Source organism: Permianibacter aggregans, from assembly GCF_009756665.1.
Lineage (GTDB): Bacteria > Pseudomonadota > Gammaproteobacteria > Enterobacterales > Permianibacteraceae > Permianibacter > Permianibacter aggregans.
The window spans coordinates 2059535-2076135 of record NZ_CP037953.1; the positions used below are offsets into that span (position 1 = coordinate 2059535).

Annotated in this window: 15 protein-coding genes; 4 read left to right on the forward strand and 11 right to left on the reverse strand. The window is 53.1% G+C overall.

Going from position 1 to position 16601, the window contains the following annotated elements:
• Positions 1 to 754 precede the first annotated feature (754 nt).
• The 3 genes from E2H98_RS09165 to E2H98_RS09175 all read right to left on the reverse strand — a co-directional run bounded on the left by E2H98_RS09165 (position 755) and on the right by E2H98_RS09175 (position 4520).
• A complete protein-coding gene (locus E2H98_RS09165; RefSeq protein WP_133592240.1) occupies positions 755 to 1891 on the reverse strand; it encodes a c-type cytochrome in 1137 nt (378 codons plus the stop codon).
• A gap of 200 nt (positions 1892 to 2091) precedes the next feature.
• Positions 2092 to 2856: a DUF3667 domain-containing protein gene (locus E2H98_RS09170; protein ID WP_133592242.1), complete on the reverse strand. Its 765-nt coding sequence runs from the start codon at positions 2854 to 2856 to the stop codon at positions 2092 to 2094.
• A 173-nt stretch (positions 2857 to 3029) separates the two neighbouring features.
• Positions 3030 to 4520 (reverse strand): S41 family peptidase, encoded by a 1491-nt coding sequence (locus E2H98_RS09175; RefSeq protein ID WP_133592244.1) that lies wholly within the window; start codon positions 4518 to 4520, stop codon positions 3030 to 3032.
• Between the two features lie 149 nt (positions 4521 to 4669).
• Here E2H98_RS09175 and E2H98_RS09180 point away from each other — a divergent pair, with 149 nt between their 5' ends.
• On the forward strand, positions 4670 to 6013 hold the full coding sequence (locus tag E2H98_RS09180) for a winged helix-turn-helix domain-containing protein (RefSeq protein ID WP_133592246.1): 1344 nt from the start codon (positions 4670 to 4672) through the stop codon (positions 6011 to 6013).
• Between the two features lie 73 nt (positions 6014 to 6086).
• On the opposite strand, the gene E2H98_RS09185 is transcribed toward E2H98_RS09180, so the two are convergent.
• From E2H98_RS09185 to E2H98_RS09220, 8 genes are all read right to left on the reverse strand, one after another.
• Entirely contained in the window at positions 6087 to 6899 is an 813-nt protein-coding gene (locus E2H98_RS09185) for a class I SAM-dependent methyltransferase (protein WP_133592248.1), read from the reverse strand.
• A 200-nt stretch (positions 6900 to 7099) separates the two neighbouring features.
• The gene (locus E2H98_RS09190) at positions 7100 to 7579 is read right to left on the reverse strand and encodes a YbaK/EbsC family protein (RefSeq protein WP_133592250.1); all 480 of its coding nucleotides are present in this window, start codon (positions 7577 to 7579) and stop codon (positions 7100 to 7102) included.
• Positions 7580 to 7664: 85 nt separating this feature from the next.
• Positions 7665 to 8741, reverse strand: a complete 1077-nt coding sequence (locus E2H98_RS09195; protein ID WP_157591320.1) for a phosphatidate phosphatase App1 family protein — start codon at positions 8739 to 8741, stop codon at positions 7665 to 7667.
• A gap of 71 nt (positions 8742 to 8812) precedes the next feature.
• Positions 8813 to 9166, reverse strand: coding sequence for a DUF2200 domain-containing protein (locus E2H98_RS09200; protein ID WP_232475482.1), 354 nt, complete (start codon positions 9164 to 9166; stop codon positions 8813 to 8815).
• A 444-nt stretch (positions 9167 to 9610) separates the two neighbouring features.
• The gene (locus E2H98_RS09205; RefSeq protein ID WP_133592254.1) at positions 9611 to 10807 is read right to left on the reverse strand and encodes a phosphatidylinositol-specific phospholipase C domain-containing protein; all 1197 of its coding nucleotides are present in this window, start codon (positions 10805 to 10807) and stop codon (positions 9611 to 9613) included.
• A gap of 190 nt (positions 10808 to 10997) precedes the next feature.
• On the reverse strand, positions 10998 to 12275 hold the full coding sequence (locus E2H98_RS09210) for a serine hydrolase domain-containing protein (protein ID WP_133592256.1): 1278 nt from the start codon (positions 12273 to 12275) through the stop codon (positions 10998 to 11000).
• Between the two features lie 71 nt (positions 12276 to 12346).
• On the reverse strand, positions 12347 to 13462 hold the full coding sequence (locus E2H98_RS09215; protein ID WP_157591321.1) for a helix-turn-helix domain-containing protein: 1116 nt from the start codon (positions 13460 to 13462) through the stop codon (positions 12347 to 12349).
• Between the two features lie 182 nt (positions 13463 to 13644).
• A complete protein-coding gene (locus E2H98_RS09220) occupies positions 13645 to 14385 on the reverse strand; it encodes a substrate-binding periplasmic protein (RefSeq protein ID WP_133592260.1) in 741 nt (246 codons plus the stop codon).
• Positions 14386 to 14615: 230 nt separating this feature from the next.
• On the opposite strand from E2H98_RS09220, the gene E2H98_RS09225 reads away from it, so the two are divergent.
• The 3 genes from E2H98_RS09225 (at position 14616) to E2H98_RS09235 (ending at position 16601) form a co-directional block, all read left to right on the forward strand.
• Positions 14616 to 15596 carry a cytochrome b/b6 domain-containing protein gene (locus E2H98_RS09225; protein ID WP_198325278.1) on the forward strand — a complete coding sequence of 327 codons (981 nt, stop codon included), beginning with the start codon at positions 14616 to 14618 and terminating at the stop codon, positions 15594 to 15596.
• 9 nt (positions 15597 to 15605) lie between these two features.
• A complete protein-coding gene (locus E2H98_RS09230; RefSeq protein WP_133592264.1) occupies positions 15606 to 16130 on the forward strand; it encodes a helix-turn-helix transcriptional regulator in 525 nt (174 codons plus the stop codon).
• 237 nt (positions 16131 to 16367) lie between these two features.
• On the forward strand, positions 16368 to 16601 hold the full coding sequence (locus E2H98_RS09235; RefSeq protein ID WP_133592266.1) for a hypothetical protein: 234 nt from the start codon (positions 16368 to 16370) through the stop codon (positions 16599 to 16601).

The window sequence follows — 16601 nt, forward strand, 5'->3', positions numbered from 1 at the left end:
AACCGATAGCGTTTAGGGCGACATAGCTGACATCAACATCATCAGAAGGGTTCAGTACGATGCTAATGCTCTGTTTTGTGCCATCACCCGAAATAGAGGCCCCCTCAATTTCCAGGGTAGGCGCGTTGTTATCGACGCTGAAATGCTCGGAATGTTGAATTTCCTGATTGTCGTGAGTGATAGCGACTGCATTGAGCGTAAATGGCGGGGGGGGTAGATCGCGAATGACCGTTGAACATTCCAGGCGCTGTGAATCGACCAGGGTAAAACGCTCTAGAGGGACGGCAGTGGAGGCTCCACCGCTGGAATAACTAAAGGCTGCAATGGATGAACATTCGGAAAGCTGGATCGTTACTTCGGACTGCCCATTGAATGCGCGTAGAGGCGCACTACTACGGAAATCCAGGTCGAGAGCAGGCGCAGCTCCACTGAGAACCAGCAAAAACGCATGGAGGCAATACTTCCCGAACCCCAAAACCGCTCCCCAACCTGAACAACATCCTTCTCAGCTCCTACCGGTAGCGCTCATTTTTCTGCTTTTCTGTTTAAAGCGGAGCGTTAAGGCTGGGCCGGGCGCGATGATATTCTTGGGTAGAACTGGTACGCAATGAATTTATTGTAGTGTTTTGTACAGCGATGAATCGATCACAGATTTTTTAGAACGGCAGACCTGACACGAAGCTTTTTTAACGGATGACGATATCGTTTTAGCCAATTGCAACCTCGGAAAGCCCGCCATGCAAACACCTGCTTCTTATCTTGTGTTGTCAGCCTCCATCCCTTCTTTCGTTGCCGCTGCATGGGAATTGACAGCCCCCCTTACCACCGGATAACCCAAATGCATCCAGCCAAAAATTCCTTCGTAGAGCACGGCAGTGCGCTGATAGCCGCGGTCGCGTAATTGCTCGATAACGTAATCAGCGGCGGCGCGCGGGCAGGAACAGTACGCGACAATCATCACGTCTTTCGGCAACGCTTCAGTCATTTCATCGAAGTCGGAGTAATACGGCATAGGAAACGAACCTTCGATGTGTGCGGTTTGCCAGACGGAGGTGACACGGGTATCAAGCAGCACGATTTTTTGTTTTGCGACCAGGGCTTTGGCTAAATCGGCCGAGGAAACGTACAGGCCATCTTGCAGGGTAAAGTTCGGGTGTTGGCCTTCGGGATTCAGCACAAACTGATCCGGTGTTGGCAAGGGCTTCAGCACCGGTTGGGTGGCTTGCCAGCCATCAGCGCGACTGCGCAGGAAAGCAGTCAGGTTATCGATGTCTTGCGCGGGTAGTTTGTCTTTGAAGGCAAGCATCGGTGTGCCTTCTCGGCCATGCTGGATCGCGTAGCGAATAAATTCATCGCTGTTGTGCGCAAGCGCGGTTTGGTTACCAAGTGCCGGCGCGTTGACGCCCTCTCCGTTTTTGCCGTGACAGTCGGTGCAGTGTTGTTGATACAACTCACCGCCACGGGCGATATCGCCCTCGACCGGTTTGGTGGTCAGCGGCGCCCGTTGCTTAACTCCGGATTGCTCATATAACCAGTACATCAAATCCCAGGTTTCATCGAGCGTCATCGGGCCGCCGGCTTCGTCGAGATAGCCGCCCATCGCTGTGCCGGGGCGTCCATATTGAATAGGCCGCAGCACCGCGTGCGGAATGCCGGATTCGAATAGCTCTTTACTGCGCGATGATGGCGCATGATCGTTGACATAACCCTGGCGGTCTTCGCCATGGCATAGCACGCAATATTTTTGATAGTTGGCGGCGGCGACTTTGCTTTGTTCGGCGGTCAGCTTGCGGACCGGTGGCAACCGCTCATGATCAGCAGCCAGCGACAAACTCGATACGCTCAGACTGAACGTAGCGATGACCAAAAGCCAGACCGATGATTGCCGCATTGCTCCGTTTCCTCGTTATCAAGACCATTTCTGGTCTGTCACCGTCAAGCGACCACTGTAAACCGTCGGAGCTTTCGGGTTCTACTGAGATGCGATGAGCCGTTACCGAGGCCCGATTATGGGTAGGCGCCATACTCTTCGCCTGAGCATTGCCGTAACGCACACATTGATGTTTCTCATGCGCCAACCTTCGGTACTACTCATCGGAATGCCATGAAAAGCACATTCGAGATAACAACCACTGACGTAAAAAAGCACACCATGAACGCCAATGACTTGAACACCGCACCGAAATAACTAATGCCGTATACGCGTTTTGCGGAGATGACAAAATACAAGACTAATAATCCAAGCACAACAAACATGGTGGGAGGCAAAATGGCGTCAAAGGTTTGCTCCGACACACTCCATTTTATCGGTCGCGTGATCAGACGAGCAATAAGGAAGGTCATCAACAGGACGTTACAAAGGTGCAGAGAAAACACGGTGTTAACGTAAAACAGCGCCCGTGTATTGAACAGGAACATCCAGAACGCCATGATCGGTATACCGACCATTGCCAGAACACCTGCCACTTGATGAACTGCTTGCTGTACTTGCTCTGGTGATTCGGCTTCGCCCTCACCAGCCTTCACGATACCTCCGACAATGTTGTCCAGAACTTCACTGTTCCCCGTGTTGCTGAAGAATGTCATGTTCAAGGCGAACAGGAACAGCAGAAAGGCAAACATGCGCATCGGCGAAACGTAGCGCGCTTGTTTTCCGGCTATCCACTCATTGGTGAGTTTGGCGGGGACAAAGGTCGCTTTCAGTGTGCGCCATAGTTTGTTGTCGAAGGCAATAAAGTCATCCCAGAACGTGGTGATCAGTAGCTTGAGAGAAGGAAGGCCCGCCACCATCTGCTGACCACATTGGTGACAAAACCGTCCTTGCAGTGGCGTGCTGCAATTACTACAACTTTCCATGGTGATTCCAGTTAGCGACGTAAAGCGGCGGAAGCACAACCGCTTAGGTTCTTTTTATCAGCGCTGATCATGCCCCAATTTCTCAATGGCACGCCACCATTGCGTTGCTTTGGTGGACCATATCGGTGCTTGGGTAAACGCCTTGCGCCGCTTCTCTGGCGTGGCGTTGATTATCAATTGTTCATTCGCGCACGAATATGCGCTAGCGCTATCTGCAGCACCGGGTCATCGGCGGCTTCAACGATAGGGGTTTTGATTGGCCAGTCAGGCTGCACACCGCGCACCGTCGTATTGCCGCTCGGCCGAATGATATACGCTTTCGGGTAACCCACTACAAGGCCACTGTGAGTCAAAGTGAACTGCTCCATGGCGCCATACGTGGTGGCCAGATCGGCGGTCTCTTCACCGAGCACGGTGGCGAAACCATAATCCTGGGCAATCGCCGCTACCAATACAGCGTTGGAGTAGGACCGGCGATTGATGAGCACAAACACTTCACCGTGATAACGCGGCCCGGCTTTCGGTGTGTTGAAGGGAAACTCGTAGGACACCACATCACCTGGCTGATGTTGCGCATACAGTTCGGCATACTGCTGCGCGATACTGCCATGCTTGCTCTCGTCTGGCGGGATGCGACGGGCATTGCTAGCGGTGGTCGCGGCGCTGACCCGAATGCGAAAGTCAGAGGCAAAACGATAAGGCTTGTCGGCAAACCAATTCAGCATGTGGTCACTGAAAGAATTGTCACCGCCGGGGTTGTCGCGCAAGTCGATCAGCACAGCCGGCAGCTTGGCGTCGATGAATTGTTTGAAGCGCTGGTCAATGAATTCGACGAACGCACGGTTATCCCAAACATCATTGGCGCCCGGTTCATTGTTGTAGAAAGGACCAGGCCGCAGATAACCAATGGCGGCCCGCTCACCGTTGATGATGCGCGCTTCACGCTGGTCCCAATCGAGCGACAGAACCGGCGCTTGCTTGGCATCAGCAGCTTGCGCTTCGCTTCGTGTTTTAGCGTCGATGGTGAGGACCTGCGGCGTTTGCTCAGCGCGTTGCAGCGTCAATTGAAATTGCGATAACGGCCCAAATTCTTGCCAGATCAAAGCCGGAAACCACAGCTCCAGCATGGTATGCAGCAGGTACTCGGTGTCGGCAGAGACATGCGCCCCAACTTGCTGCAACACGGTCGCGATTGGCATACCATTCAGCGCCAATAGCCGATCGCCGCGTTGCACGGTTGCCACGCCGCTATAGTTATCGGCAATCCAGACCTTGCCGTCCTGAATACGGATGCCGATTGGCAACGCTCGCCCTCCTTGTTGGCGAAAGGCGACAAAGCGTTGCTGCAAACCATCAATGCGGGCATGAGCGACACGACCAAACGCAACAAAGCGCTGAAAGGCGATTTCGACTTGATCGCGTGGCAACGGTTTGATGAATTCGCTGAACATCTGCTGATACAGCGCATCGTACTCAGCTTTGCTGCGCTGCGAGTAAAGATTGACATGCGCTTCCTGCAGCGTTTGATACAGCTCGACGAAATCTTCGCGAACTTGTGCGGCGCTCAAGATTTCTGCGTTGCTGTCGGCGGCCACGCTGCCGATGCTGAACAATAGCCAGGCAGCGATCAGACTTTGCGCGACGCGCTGGTACCAGTGAGGCATGTTGTTGCTCCTTGTTGATAGCGGATATGGTCGCCCGTTGCGGCGTTGGCAGCAACGCGATGGGTGCTTTCATTTGAAAAACTCGGGTGTTATAAAACAAGCGCATTTGCTCCTGAATTCCTGACTTTTTCCTGACCAGAGGCCTAGACATGTCAGTTTCGCGCGAAGTGGGCGCTATTTTTATTGGCCATTGGTGGTTGCATCCGACGACCGGCGAACTGACCGATGGTGGCGAAACACGCCGGCTGGAACCGAAGATGGTTGAGCTATTGCAACTGCTGGCAGAGCAGCCGGGGAACGTCGTCTCGCGCGACGACATCATGTTGCGGCTATGGCCGCAAACGGTAGTTGGCGACGATACGCTGGCGCGCATCGTGTCGAAGCTGCGCAAAGCACTCGGTGATGACGGCAAGCAACAGCAATTCATCGAAACGCTGCCGAAACGCGGTTATCGACTGGTAGCGCCGGTGCGAACGCATCAGGAAATGCCGTTGCCCAAGACCGATTCAATCGGTATCGAATCTCCAGCCGCTGACGATACTCAAAGCGCTTTGTTCGAGCAATTCGCATCAACGGCCATCGCCGCCGATATGCGCGTGTCGCGGTGGCGAAACGTGCTGGTCACCGTGGTGTTATTGTTAGTCGCCAGCATTCTACTGTTTCGCTATTTTCCGACCTCGTCACCACCAGTAGAAAACACCAGTCAGCAAATCAGCACCCGTGCCAATGACTTTTATGCCCAGTATTCGCGCTCCGGGAATGAAAGCGCGATTTCGCTGTTTGAGCAATTGATCGCCAGCAAACCGGACTACGCCCCTGCTTACGCCGGCCTTGCCAATGCGTTGGTGCAAAAGGTCATACGCTGGCAACGGCCAGCGCATAATCATTCTGAGCAAGCCGACTACACCAATCTCGGCGCAGCGATCGCCAATGGCCACACCCGCACCGATGCCGCGCAAGAGTTATTGAGCCGAGCCGCACAACTGGCGCAATACGCGGTGCAACTTGAGCCCGATAATGCCGAGTCATGGAAAGCCCTCGGTTTTGTGCAAAGTGCGCGCGAACAATTTGAACCGGCGTTGGCCAGTTACCAACAGGCCATCCAACTCGACGGCAATGCCTGGGGTGCCATGATCAATATCGCGGATGTGCTGGAAATTACCGGCCGAAATAGCGAAGCCTTACCGTACCTGGAAGCAGCCTACGAAGCGATGACACGCGTCTACCCTGATCAATCCGCACGGGTTTTGCCATGGTTTACCGAGCTGGGCGTGTTGATTGGCGACCGACACCGCAGCCGTGGTGATGTCGCCAAAGCGGAGTTCTGGTATCGCCGCGTACTCGATCAAATGCCGCTACATGCCGAGGCCACACGGCGCATGGCTGAGTTGCGCTGGCAAGCCGGCGATCATGACGGTGCTCGGAAACTTTGCGAAGAATTGAGCAAGCGGTTGGGCGGCGGACAAAGTTGCGAGTTACCTACGCAACCTTAGATCCTGCCACCCAAATATGCCTTTGCTCTCAGCACCATTTCTCCTCCCTACAAACAGGGAGGAGAAATCCTGACTACACGCCAACACTGACCAACAAGAACGTAGCATCAATGGTCGTTGCATCATCACGACCGCTTTTGTTCTGGCTGACGAACAAGGTTTTTAGCTCGTCTGCCAGCTCGCGGTCACGGCCATTTTTTTCCGCTGCTTCAAACGCATTCATCGTCGGACCGTAAAACATTTTGAACCGATTCATGAACGCCGGCGGCGCTATCGGCACATCGAACGTAAAGGTTTCACGGGTATAAGTGATCTGTTGTGGCTGCACACCGGCTTCGCCAAAACGTTGTGCAACGTTATCGGGAATACCCCAGGTCATCGGGCTGATGAATCCTTCGGGTGGTGGTGGCGTGTAGGCCGAGCTGATGCGCAGAATTTGCGCGACCAGGGTTGGGTCATTGGGAATCCAGTTGCCCATGATCACCTTTCCGCCATTTTTCGTTACCCGCACCAGTTCGCGAGCAACCTCAAAGGGCTTGGGTGCAAACATCGCACCGAAAATCGACATCGTGACATCGAACTCACCATCAGCGATTGCTTGCAGATTGCAGGCGTCGCCTTCAACAAAACGGCAGTTGCTGAGCTTCTCCGCTTGCGCACGGCGATTGCCGGCGGTCACCAGATTACGCGCAATATCCACACCGAGCACGTCGGCGCCGAGACGCGCGGCCGGAATCGCTGTCGTGCCATCACCGCAACCGACATCCAATACTTTCATGCCCTTTTTGATGCCTATTCGATGCACCAATTGCTCGCCGCTTTGCCGCATGGTTTCGGCAATACGGGTAAAGTCTCCCTTTTCCCACAAAACTTGATTGGCATTCATGGCAATCTCCTTGTTATGCCCGTTATTTCCTACTCGTACGCCACAATCGAGTTTGCGCTACCCAGCGCGGGCGCCACTCTACTCCGGCTATTCGGTGTTTTGCCAGCGGCGCTTTAGAACATTTTCTTTGGAGGGTTATGGGCCGGTGGACGCCTATCTGGAGGGGCATTTCTCTGGCTGTGACAATTGGTTCAGTGGCGCTACTTTATCGCCGCCACTAAACCTCCGCTCAGTTGAACCAGTAGTTCCCCGGTTAAGCGGAACACGGAGTTGGGTGTGCCGGCAGCGGCCCATATGTCGCCCAATCGCAAAATGTCTTCATCAACAATGGTTATCGGCTTTTCGATGTGACCGATGGGCGGCACACCGCCAATGACAAATCCGGTTTTTTCACGAACGAACGCGGCATCCGCTTTTGCCAACGGCTCACCAATCAGGGCGCTCACTTTGTTTTCATTGATTCGATTTATGCCACTGGCAACCACCAGTACCGCTTTGCCGGTAACCGCCCCTCGAAAGATGATGGATTTGGCGATCTGGGCAACCGTACACCCGATCGCTTGCGCTGCCTCTGCGGCGGTTCGCGTCGACGCCGGTAATTCAATGACGGCTGTTTCGACGTGATTAGCGTTCAACACATCCCGGATTTTTTGCGCGCTGCGGCTCAGCTCGATATTCATTGTCATCTCCACTCCCAACGAAAGCTTTTCGCTCAACTACACTTACGTCTCAATTCTAGTGATACCTGTCTGATACAGACTATCTTCACGGCTCTCGTTGCAAGCTAGCGAAAAATAATGGCAATCGCTCAGGATCTCGAAACCACAGAGCCTTTTTTTCATCAAGGCCGCGCATCAACGCCTCAAAGCGAGCTTCTTGATCGCTATCGTCGATCAACCGGATAGCAAAACCCAGTACCTGTTCCGGATACTGACGCAACATCTGCGCGTAGACTTCCGGGTCTTGCTCGCCACTGTCGCCAACCAGAATAAACTGTCGACCCGAGAAGCGCTGTAGAAGGGCTTCAATTTGCTGCGGCTTGGTTTCTTCACCGGATTTGAACAGATTGAAAAAATCGGAGTCTCTGAAGCGTAGATACTTCAAGGAATAACTCGCGTCAGGAAAGTTGACGTGCTCGCGGAACGCTTCCAATACTGGATAGAGCTGCCAAGGACTTGATGACACGAAATGAAGTTGTACGCCGTTTTGCGCCAACCGCTGATAGGCTGCTGGCATGCCAGGCACTGCACGGAATGGTTGATAGAACGTGTTGTCCAACAAGCGCTCTCGATGGGTAACCTCAGTGATTTTCACGGTGTCGTCAATGTCGCTGATTAGCGAAAAGCCATTGTGCGAGAGCAAGCGGACGCGACCGGTGACCTGCTGAGTATCTTCGGGTGACAACAGCAGCTGATAATGCAGGTAGCCAGCGTCTGCACAAACAGAAGCGACATCTGCCGAGATCGACAACATCGTATGAGTGTGCCCATTCGGCTCTGACTCATTCAGCGCAAATTTCTCACCGCACAAGCGAATCCATAACCGTTTGCCGCGCTCATTGTCGGCAAGCAGCAAATCAACTCTCTCGGAAAAGATTGGTTCGGATTCGGCCGTCAGCAAGAGCTCAAACTTTTGCTCCAGCACTTCCGCAGCCGCATGTTTTCGCACCACGCTTTGCTCGACTTCGTACACCCAGCCATGAATCGGTACCTGCCACTGCCCGGCTTTTTCATCGAAACTGGCATCGGTGGGAAAGAACACCGCCGTCTCATCGACTTTCAACGAAAACGAAACCGGTTCAGCCGAGTTGGCACTTGTGGTCCCAAGAGAAAATAAAGCCATTGCAACTGCCCATGGCTTAGGGGGTTGATTCATCTTCTTCTGCCTTGTGCTTTCGACGCGCGCCATGGAAGCTAGCGCCGGATGATTTTTTCCATTGCCTTGCCCTTCGCCAGTTCATCGATCAGCTTGTCCAGGTAACGAATTTTTTGCATCAGCGGATCAGCGACTTCCTCCACACGCACGCCGCAAACCACGCCTTTGATTAGCTTGCTGTCGGCATTGAACGCAGGCGATTCCGCAAAGAAGGTGGCAAAATCAACTTGTCTCTCCAGCTGCCGATGCAACCCGTTCTGATCATATCCAGTTAACCAAGCAATTAATTGATCAACTTCTGCTTGAGTTCGGCCTTTCCGCTCCGCTTTTTGTACATACATCGGGTACACCTTCGAGAACGGCGTCGTGAAAATGCGATGTGTGGTCTCCACGATTTCCTCCTGATATTCAGCGATGACAGCCAGAAATAGCCAAGGCGTTGTCCGGATGAGCAAACTTTCGTTGTCAAAAGTTCAGGCTAAGATTTTGGTATCTTACGTCAATAGTGCAATCTACTGGCGGCTCTTATTATCGCGTTGTTGACGTGAAAAGCAGCCTGCGCATTGGGATGCACATTTGTGTTGTAGTTACCAGTTGGAATACGCCAATTACCGCCTGCTGCCCACCTGCCGTACCAGCTCGAGCATGCCAAACACTATCTATATGGTGCGCGTTCAAAAGCCCCAACATAACTATGCTGGGGTGCGCAATTCATCTTTACGAACTCTTCGGCGATGCCATCTCTGCTTTGCTCAGTCAAGTGATCGTTCCGCAACCTGATGCTATCAGCAAAATAAATGGGTGATAGGCATTAGTGCGCATATCACCCCGCTTTATTATCGGCCTTCTACCTTCCACACACCTTCTTGCTGCCCGTCGTCGTGGTTCAGCCAAACGTTCTGAACACCTGCGACTTCTTTGACGAGTTTCAAGGCATGATTCGACTGCGCGTTGGTTGGCACGGCAAAGTCAAACATATTGCCTAATGCTGAACAGGCTGCTGCGCCGTTTTGCCACTGCCCTTGTTGCGTTGTGATCTGCCATGCCCCCGTTGCACGATGCTTACAGGCGTAAGGATAGTAGCTGTGGCACGTTGCGTCATTCCAGCGGCCATTGCTCCACTGCATTGCGCAATCTTCATTACCGGCGTTATTCGGTTCACCGTTATCCCAACTCCACACGGCGGCAGTGAGTCGGCCATCGGACGTCACCATATTGTCAAGGTTGACGATATTGGCGCCTTCACGAAAGAACGTAGAGACATCATTGGCGCTGATGTATTTCGTGCTGCCTCCCTCAATGACGTTTTTGATGGTGCCGAGCGCCGTCCGGTCTTCCCAGATTCGGCCAATATCGCCTAGACCGGTAAACGCCGTTTGCTTCCAAGCGGTGTTGCTGCTGCAACCACCGTCGCCCCACAGCAGCACCCGTTTTCCGGCTTTGAGCACCGTGTCTTTGCTCAAGGTATTGGGGATACTTTGGCAGCCATTGCTTTTGAAAGTCTTGTCACCGAAACGCGCGTTGATCTGATCAAACGCTTCCTGGTAGCGGCCGGACATATGATCTTCGATGTAAAGAATCAGTACTTGATCGTTGCTGTCTGCACTGTTTAGCCAAGCTTTGATCTCGTCCAATCCTTCGGTCAGGTATTTGTCATTGGGACTGCAAACGCCATGACACATCAGCAACCGCTTCGGCCAGGAAAACAAACTCTCCATTTTCGTGGTCCAGTGCACATCGATCTCGATGAATCTGGCGCCCATCCGTAACTGGTCACGAATGCTGTACTTTTGCTGTGGGTCCAGATAACGACAACCAACAGAGAAGTTGCAGCTTCGGTAAGCTTCCGAGTTGTAAGAATTATGCGTACCCGGAATATTGTTGTCGGCCATCGGCGCAAATCGATCCAGCAAACGCTGTTTGGCGAGTGCCTGCCCGACCCAGCTCTGATTGAAATCATCGATACCATCGGCAAAAACCGTTGCCTGCAGACAGCAGCTCAATGCAGCCAGCCATAGTGACTTCAGCTTCATACGTCCCTCCTGATTACGGTAGTGTTTTGATTCCACGTCGTGTGATTCGGTCGGAGAAGAAAACGTCGATGCCAGTCCGAATCTAAGCCGATTGTGAGCGACGACATGAAGCTCAAGCCACGTTTCTTTGTAGCGTTATGTGTCAAGTTTGTAGCGAACTTGGTGCGTAAAGCATGCGATGCGGTGCACGCTACGGCACGCTTGCGGAGCTCGCCTCTTTCGCGCGCAGAAGCTGATTGATGTTTTCGAATAGCTGATAGATATATGGCCGGTCTGTCTCTTCTCCACGCCAAAGAAACCATCCTTGCGCCAGCAGATGCGTGCCGGTGTTGCGACGGTTAATCAGTACGAGACGAGTTTCCGGGTCGATGATGATGTATTGACCACCCCAGCCATCTGCGCAAATCAGGCGACGACCATGTTGATAACGGGTCCACCACAGATAGCCATAGCCGTCGAAAAACCCGCCGCCAAAAAGTTTCTTCGCATCGGTTTCGGCCGATGAATGCGCGGTGGTCATTTCCCGAATCCAGTTCGCCGACACCAGTCGTTTGCCTTGATAAACCCCATCGTTCGCCACCAGCAGCGCCACACGAGTCAGGTCGTCGGCACTCATGTAAATGACGTACTGCTTAACGCTGGAGCCGTCAATGTTGTCCCAATCGACATCGTTGCCGGTAAAGTGTTGCATGCCAAGCGGTTTGGCCAACCACTCCACGATGATTTCGCCAAGTGGCATACCCGCCTTGCGCTCGAGAATTTCACCCAAGGCATTGAAGCCCCAATTATTGTAGAAAAATGATTCACCCGGTTTGGACGAATGGCGCTGTGGCCGCTGCCAGTTCTGGCCGGAGGCATCGATGTAAATGCCCGAGCGGGACGTCAGTAAATCTCTGATCGTCGCTTGTTTCTCGATGGATGTCAGCGGGGTTTCCAAGTCGTCATAACCCAGCCCTTCGAGGGTATCGCCCAGATTCAGCAGTCCTTTTTCAATAGCAATGCCGTAAAGCACTGCCATGATGCTCTTGCGAACGGAATGGGTATTGATCTTCTCGACGGTTTGTCCGGCTCGATAAATCAGTTGCTCGTCTTGAACAATAATCAACGCATCAGACCGATGCTCCTCGGCATGCCTGGTTAACTCAAGCACTTCGGGAGCATTCCAGTATGGCGATCTTGGCAGTTCTTCGATGCCAGGCGGTGCTACGCTTGTCGCACAGCCCAACATAAGCCCCAACGACCATGCCGAGCAGATTGTCATACGGTTAAGAATTGAGTGGGAGAACTGGGTTTTCACGGTTTGAGCCTTCATCGAAACAGGAATGCTCATGCTCAAGCAAAACCCGCGGAAGCTCCTCTCATTCGAAAAATGGATGCTCTCAGAAAAAGTGGGAGTGCGTTTTCCGCTAAGGACTGGCTGTCCAAGGTAGACGCTGATTAAGTCATTCGGCGGATCATACCCGCGCAAGCCAGTATCCAGACCCTTTGAAAGTTAATGGCGTCCCGACCACGCAAATATGACGTCTTGGCAACCGAGACTCAATCAGAACTATGCTCAGCGCGCTCGCGGAAAGCCGTTGGCGACAGACCGGTGGCCGCCTTGAACACTCGATAAAAGCTCGACTCCGAATTAAAGCCACTTTCCATTGCAATCGCCAGAATCGATACCTTGGCGTAATCGGCGTCGTTCAGCTTCTGCTTTACCGCCTCGATGCGGAAATCGTTGACGTAGCCTCGGAAGTTTTTGCCCGAACCGTCCTTGATCATTTTGGATGCTTCCAACGCCGTTAAACCCAGGCGCTCGGCGATGTCGTTCAGGTTGAGATCGGGTTCGGTGAACAGCTGTTCGCTCTGCATCAATGCCTGTAGCTGCTGAAAACTGGCGTTTACCTCCGACTCGGCTAACTCAGGTCTGCTTGGCTCGGCTGGCACTGGCGCAAACTGCGGCAAATCCTTCAGCCGAAAACCGATGATCCCAGCAAGGTAAACCAGCGCGACATAGAAAACGTTTGTTGCCTGACTGACATAGCTGCGATCGTCCAGGCTCAGCATGTCATGAGCGATAAAACTGATCAGATTCACGGCCGCCGTCATCAGTGCCAGCGCCATGATGATCTTCAAGAATCGCAATAGCGCGGCGAATCGCTCCGGCACCCAGTTCGCAATACGGTTGTGATACCGACTAACTCGTAGCCAGATCAACGCCGCCAGCAACAGGTTCAAACCGACTGTCAGCTGATCCTCAATCTGTTTGATCAGCGCGTAATGCCAGCGCCCCGCCACGGCATCCATCAGTTCGACACTCTGCTGCCCGATGCTCGCGAGGTAAACCGAAACCGAATACGCCATGAACAGCGCCCATGGCAAAAGCCAGGCAAAAGCACGTCGAATCAATGCCGTCGGTGCCGCCGTGAGTGAAAGGGCGTACAAATAGAACAGCGGCATAATCGCCAAGTCGACACTCAACGGCAGGCGCCGCAGCAAGGGCTCAGCCTCCAGACCGACAATGTGCGTCCACAGCCGCAGCAATGTCAGCGACAACGCCAACACACCTAGCGCCAGCCAATGCGTGCCATTCTTGCGGCCCGCGTAGAGCAGCAGACCAACACCGGTTATGCCGCCCTGGATCACGCCCAGCAAAAGCAAGGTACTCATTACCGTCGGCATTCTGTGTGGTTTTCCTCGATTATCGTTGCGAGAAGCGCAGTGGGGTTTTTATCAGACTGGAAAGCCGATAGCCAATCCTGGCTCGAGGGCTTGTTGGCTCTAGCCCTTGTTCTAATTGTTTGCCTAGGTGATTACAACTGGTTCATGGCAACACACCGCCCGAACCGTCGTTAAGGAACTGCAACCTGAGCATCGATGGCGGCATCGATTTTTTCTATCGTTGTATCGGATACCTTTCTGCTACACATCAGGTGGCGGTACTCACCGGGTTCCGCATCGGCCAGTTGCACGCGCTGCAAACCGGTCACCACATGTGGGCGTTCACGCTCAAACCAATCCGCTTCTTCGGCCGTGGCGAACACCAGATCGGCATGGCCCATTTGGACATGACGCAACATATCGACGGTATCACTGGTGAGAACAACGCGAGTAATGGGAGCGGTTTGCAAAAGCCGATCGATGTAGGCACCGTAAGTAAAGCGGTCTTTGATCACCACACGCAATCCGTTTTGACTTAGCAAATGCGCCAATCGTACTGGTGCCTCAACGGTAAGCCCGCGGCGAAGATAAGCCTCGGTAGGACGGTCGCGATACAGTGGCTTGCTGTACTTCGCCCACACTTCGCGCTCTGGCAAACGAAACCATCCTACAGCGCATGCGGGTTCGGTGTTTTTCTCCAACGCCATCAACTGCCGGTTGGTGGACAGTTCACGCCATTCGAAAGCGATGCCGGCGCTTTGCAACACTTGAGTGGCGACGGAGGCCGTCAAGCCCACTATCTTGCCTTCGTGGTCGCGTTGCAGATAGGGCGGCCGGTCATAGAACAATAAGACAAGCGGAGGGCTCGTCTCCGCTGCTGCGGCTGTCAAACCAAACAACAGGCCGACCCAACCCAGCCGCACAGATGTCATTTCAACCTCCCTCCGTTAGCAGCAAAACAAGCGTGGTGTGTTACCCATGGCTTTGCCAAGCTCAGCGTTGCCTGTTGATTTTTTCATTCCAAAGCATTCTATATCGCGCTTTTCTCGATAATCATTCTGCATTGCGGAAACAACTACCTATTTGATGCATCACTATCTGGTCACCCATGGTGTCCGCCCCTTGCAGGGTCACCCGCCTGAATTCAACAAGCCCAGAAAGCGTGATTTATATCCGCCTTTTTCAAAAGACGAACAAGGGACTAAAACGTTCGTTCCCATTGTCGAAGATAGAGGCAAACTCACTGCAGTCAACCAATGCCAGCCATCTTGCGGTCCTTGATGTGCGGGCACCGTCGTCACTCATAGGGCAAATGACCGACGGCGAAACTTGGCTTTTAGGTCATTTGCCCATCGAATCTCCTCGACCGAATTCATACGCTCAAACAACTAACCACAGGGGGTTGTTTGCTATGAGTACGCGTGTATATGACTTACCGACTCGTATATTTCACGGGTTGTTTGCCATCAGCTTTTTGACGGCTTTTGCGGTCGCCAATATCTGGGACGATGAATCGCTGGTGTTCTCTTATCACATGATCGCAGGACTGATGATGTGCTTCGTTTTGTGCTGGCGCATTGCCTGGGGATTTTTCGGCAGCCGGCACGCCCGGTTTTCCGATTTTTCACTTCGTCCCAAGGAGCTACTTGCTTATGTGAAAGGGCTTTTTTCTGATCGCAGTCGAACCTGGCCGGGTCACAATCCGGCGTCGAGCTGGGCGGCGATGACCATGATGATACTGGCAGGTGGTTTGGGGATAACCGGCTACCTGATGGCATCAGGCAACGGTGGCGAGAGCCTGGGAGACGTGCATGAGTTTCTGGCCGATCTATTTATCGTGGTCGTGCTATTGCATGCCGCTGGTGTGGTCCTGCACATGGCGAGACATAAAGACGCGTTGGCCAAAAGCATGTTCACCGGTAAAAAACAACAAATCTCTGCAGACACGGCGCCTGTCGCATCGCACGCCAGCGTTGGCGTTATACTCTTTCTATTGACCATCGGTTTTGGCGGCTATTTGTGGCAAAACTTCAACACGGATACCCGCGTGCTGACGCTTTTTGACACGCCGCTTCAGCTCGGAGAAATTGAGAGTAATTATGATGAAACCGATGATGATGAACATCACCAGGATTTCGATTAAGGATATTGCATGAGTCATCGCGACCGTTGGATTTTGCTTGCCACACTCTCCGCGATAGCCGCGATGATTACAGCGGATCTGATCACCGACGCCAGGGAAGGCGTGCCGTTCTGGCACCTCTCTGTTGAAGGCACAGCAGGACTCCTCGCACTGGCAGGCGTGTTTTACATTCTCAACGACATGGTTAGCTTACGTCACGATTTGAAAAAGGAGCGCCACCTTTCCATCAAGTTGAAGCAAGAGGCGGAAACATGGCGCCAGCGGTCAAGGGATTATCTGAATGGTTTGTCCACGCTGATCGACGCCCAGCTCGCACAATGGGGCCTTACTCCGGCTGAACGGGAAGTCGCATTTTTGCTGTTAAAAGGTTTAAGCCTAAAAGACATTGCGTTGGCGAGAAGCACCTCTGAGAAAACTGCACGCACGCAATCCTTGTCCATTTATGCCAAAGCGGGATTGAACAGCCGCGCAGAACTCTCGGCGTTTTTTCTGGAAGATTTGTTGCCGGCACAACTAGAAAAAAACACCGATTAGTTCGTGGGTTGCGCTGCCACGCCCAACATCGTGTCTCGTATCAAGTGCGATTTCGGCGCCCGAGCTTTCTGTTCGAACCGCAGATTGCGTCGTACTCGACTAACCAAAGCATTCAGGCATTCGGTGTAAAATATACAAGCGAATCCAGCACACTCTCACTTGATAATCCTCGCAGCGCACCAATCTATCGCTTCTGACTCCACTCCCAGAGAAAGCAAGTTGGCTGAGCTCTCATTAATGGCGATTAAAGCACTGCTACCATGGGCGCTGATCGGTTCTTTGTTCTGGTTTTTTTATAAACTTTGTCTTTGGGCCAAGAAAAAGAGAACTGGGGCGCTAGCGTTAGGCGCGCTGGCCCAGGCAACGCTACCGGACCCGCGCGTACAGCAGACCATTCAGATCGTTAATGAACGCGAAACCGTGAAGAAGAATCAGGAAGGCAATGCAGCACCACCCGAAGGTAGCTCATAA

What these genes read in the sequence shown, in the direction of transcription:
- E2H98_RS09205 (WP_133592254.1), bottom strand. Translation starts at nt 10,807, where the DNA reads ATGAAGCTGAAGTCACTATGGCTGGCTGCATTGAGCTGCTGTCTGCAG.
- E2H98_RS09220 (WP_133592260.1), bottom strand. Translation starts at nt 14,385, where the DNA reads ATGACATCTGTGCGGCTGGGTTGGGTCGGCCTGTTGTTTGGTTTGACA.
- E2H98_RS09190 (WP_133592250.1), bottom strand. Translation starts at nt 7,579, where the DNA reads ATGAATATCGAGCTGAGCCGCAGCGCGCAAAAAATCCGGGATGTGTTG.
- E2H98_RS09170 (WP_133592242.1), bottom strand. Translation starts at nt 2,856, where the DNA reads ATGGAAAGTTGTAGTAATTGCAGCACGCCACTGCAAGGACGGTTTTGT.
- E2H98_RS09230 (WP_133592264.1), top strand. Translation starts at nt 15,606, where the DNA reads ATGAGTCATCGCGACCGTTGGATTTTGCTTGCCACACTCTCCGCGATA.
- E2H98_RS09215 (WP_157591321.1), bottom strand. Translation starts at nt 13,462, where the DNA reads ATGAGTACCTTGCTTTTGCTGGGCGTGATCCAGGGCGGCATAACCGGT.
- E2H98_RS09165 (WP_133592240.1), bottom strand. Translation starts at nt 1,891, where the DNA reads ATGCGGCAATCATCGGTCTGGCTTTTGGTCATCGCTACGTTCAGTCTG.
- E2H98_RS09195 (WP_157591320.1), bottom strand. Translation starts at nt 8,741, where the DNA reads ATGGCTTTATTTTCTCTTGGGACCACAAGTGCCAACTCGGCTGAACCG.
- E2H98_RS09185 (WP_133592248.1), bottom strand. Translation starts at nt 6,899, where the DNA reads ATGAATGCCAATCAAGTTTTGTGGGAAAAGGGAGACTTTACCCGTATT.
- E2H98_RS09175 (WP_133592244.1), bottom strand. Translation starts at nt 4,520, where the DNA reads ATGCCTCACTGGTACCAGCGCGTCGCGCAAAGTCTGATCGCTGCCTGG.
- E2H98_RS09235 (WP_133592266.1), top strand. Translation starts at nt 16,368, where the DNA reads ATGGCGATTAAAGCACTGCTACCATGGGCGCTGATCGGTTCTTTGTTC.
- E2H98_RS09180 (WP_133592246.1), top strand. Translation starts at nt 4,670, where the DNA reads ATGTCAGTTTCGCGCGAAGTGGGCGCTATTTTTATTGGCCATTGGTGG.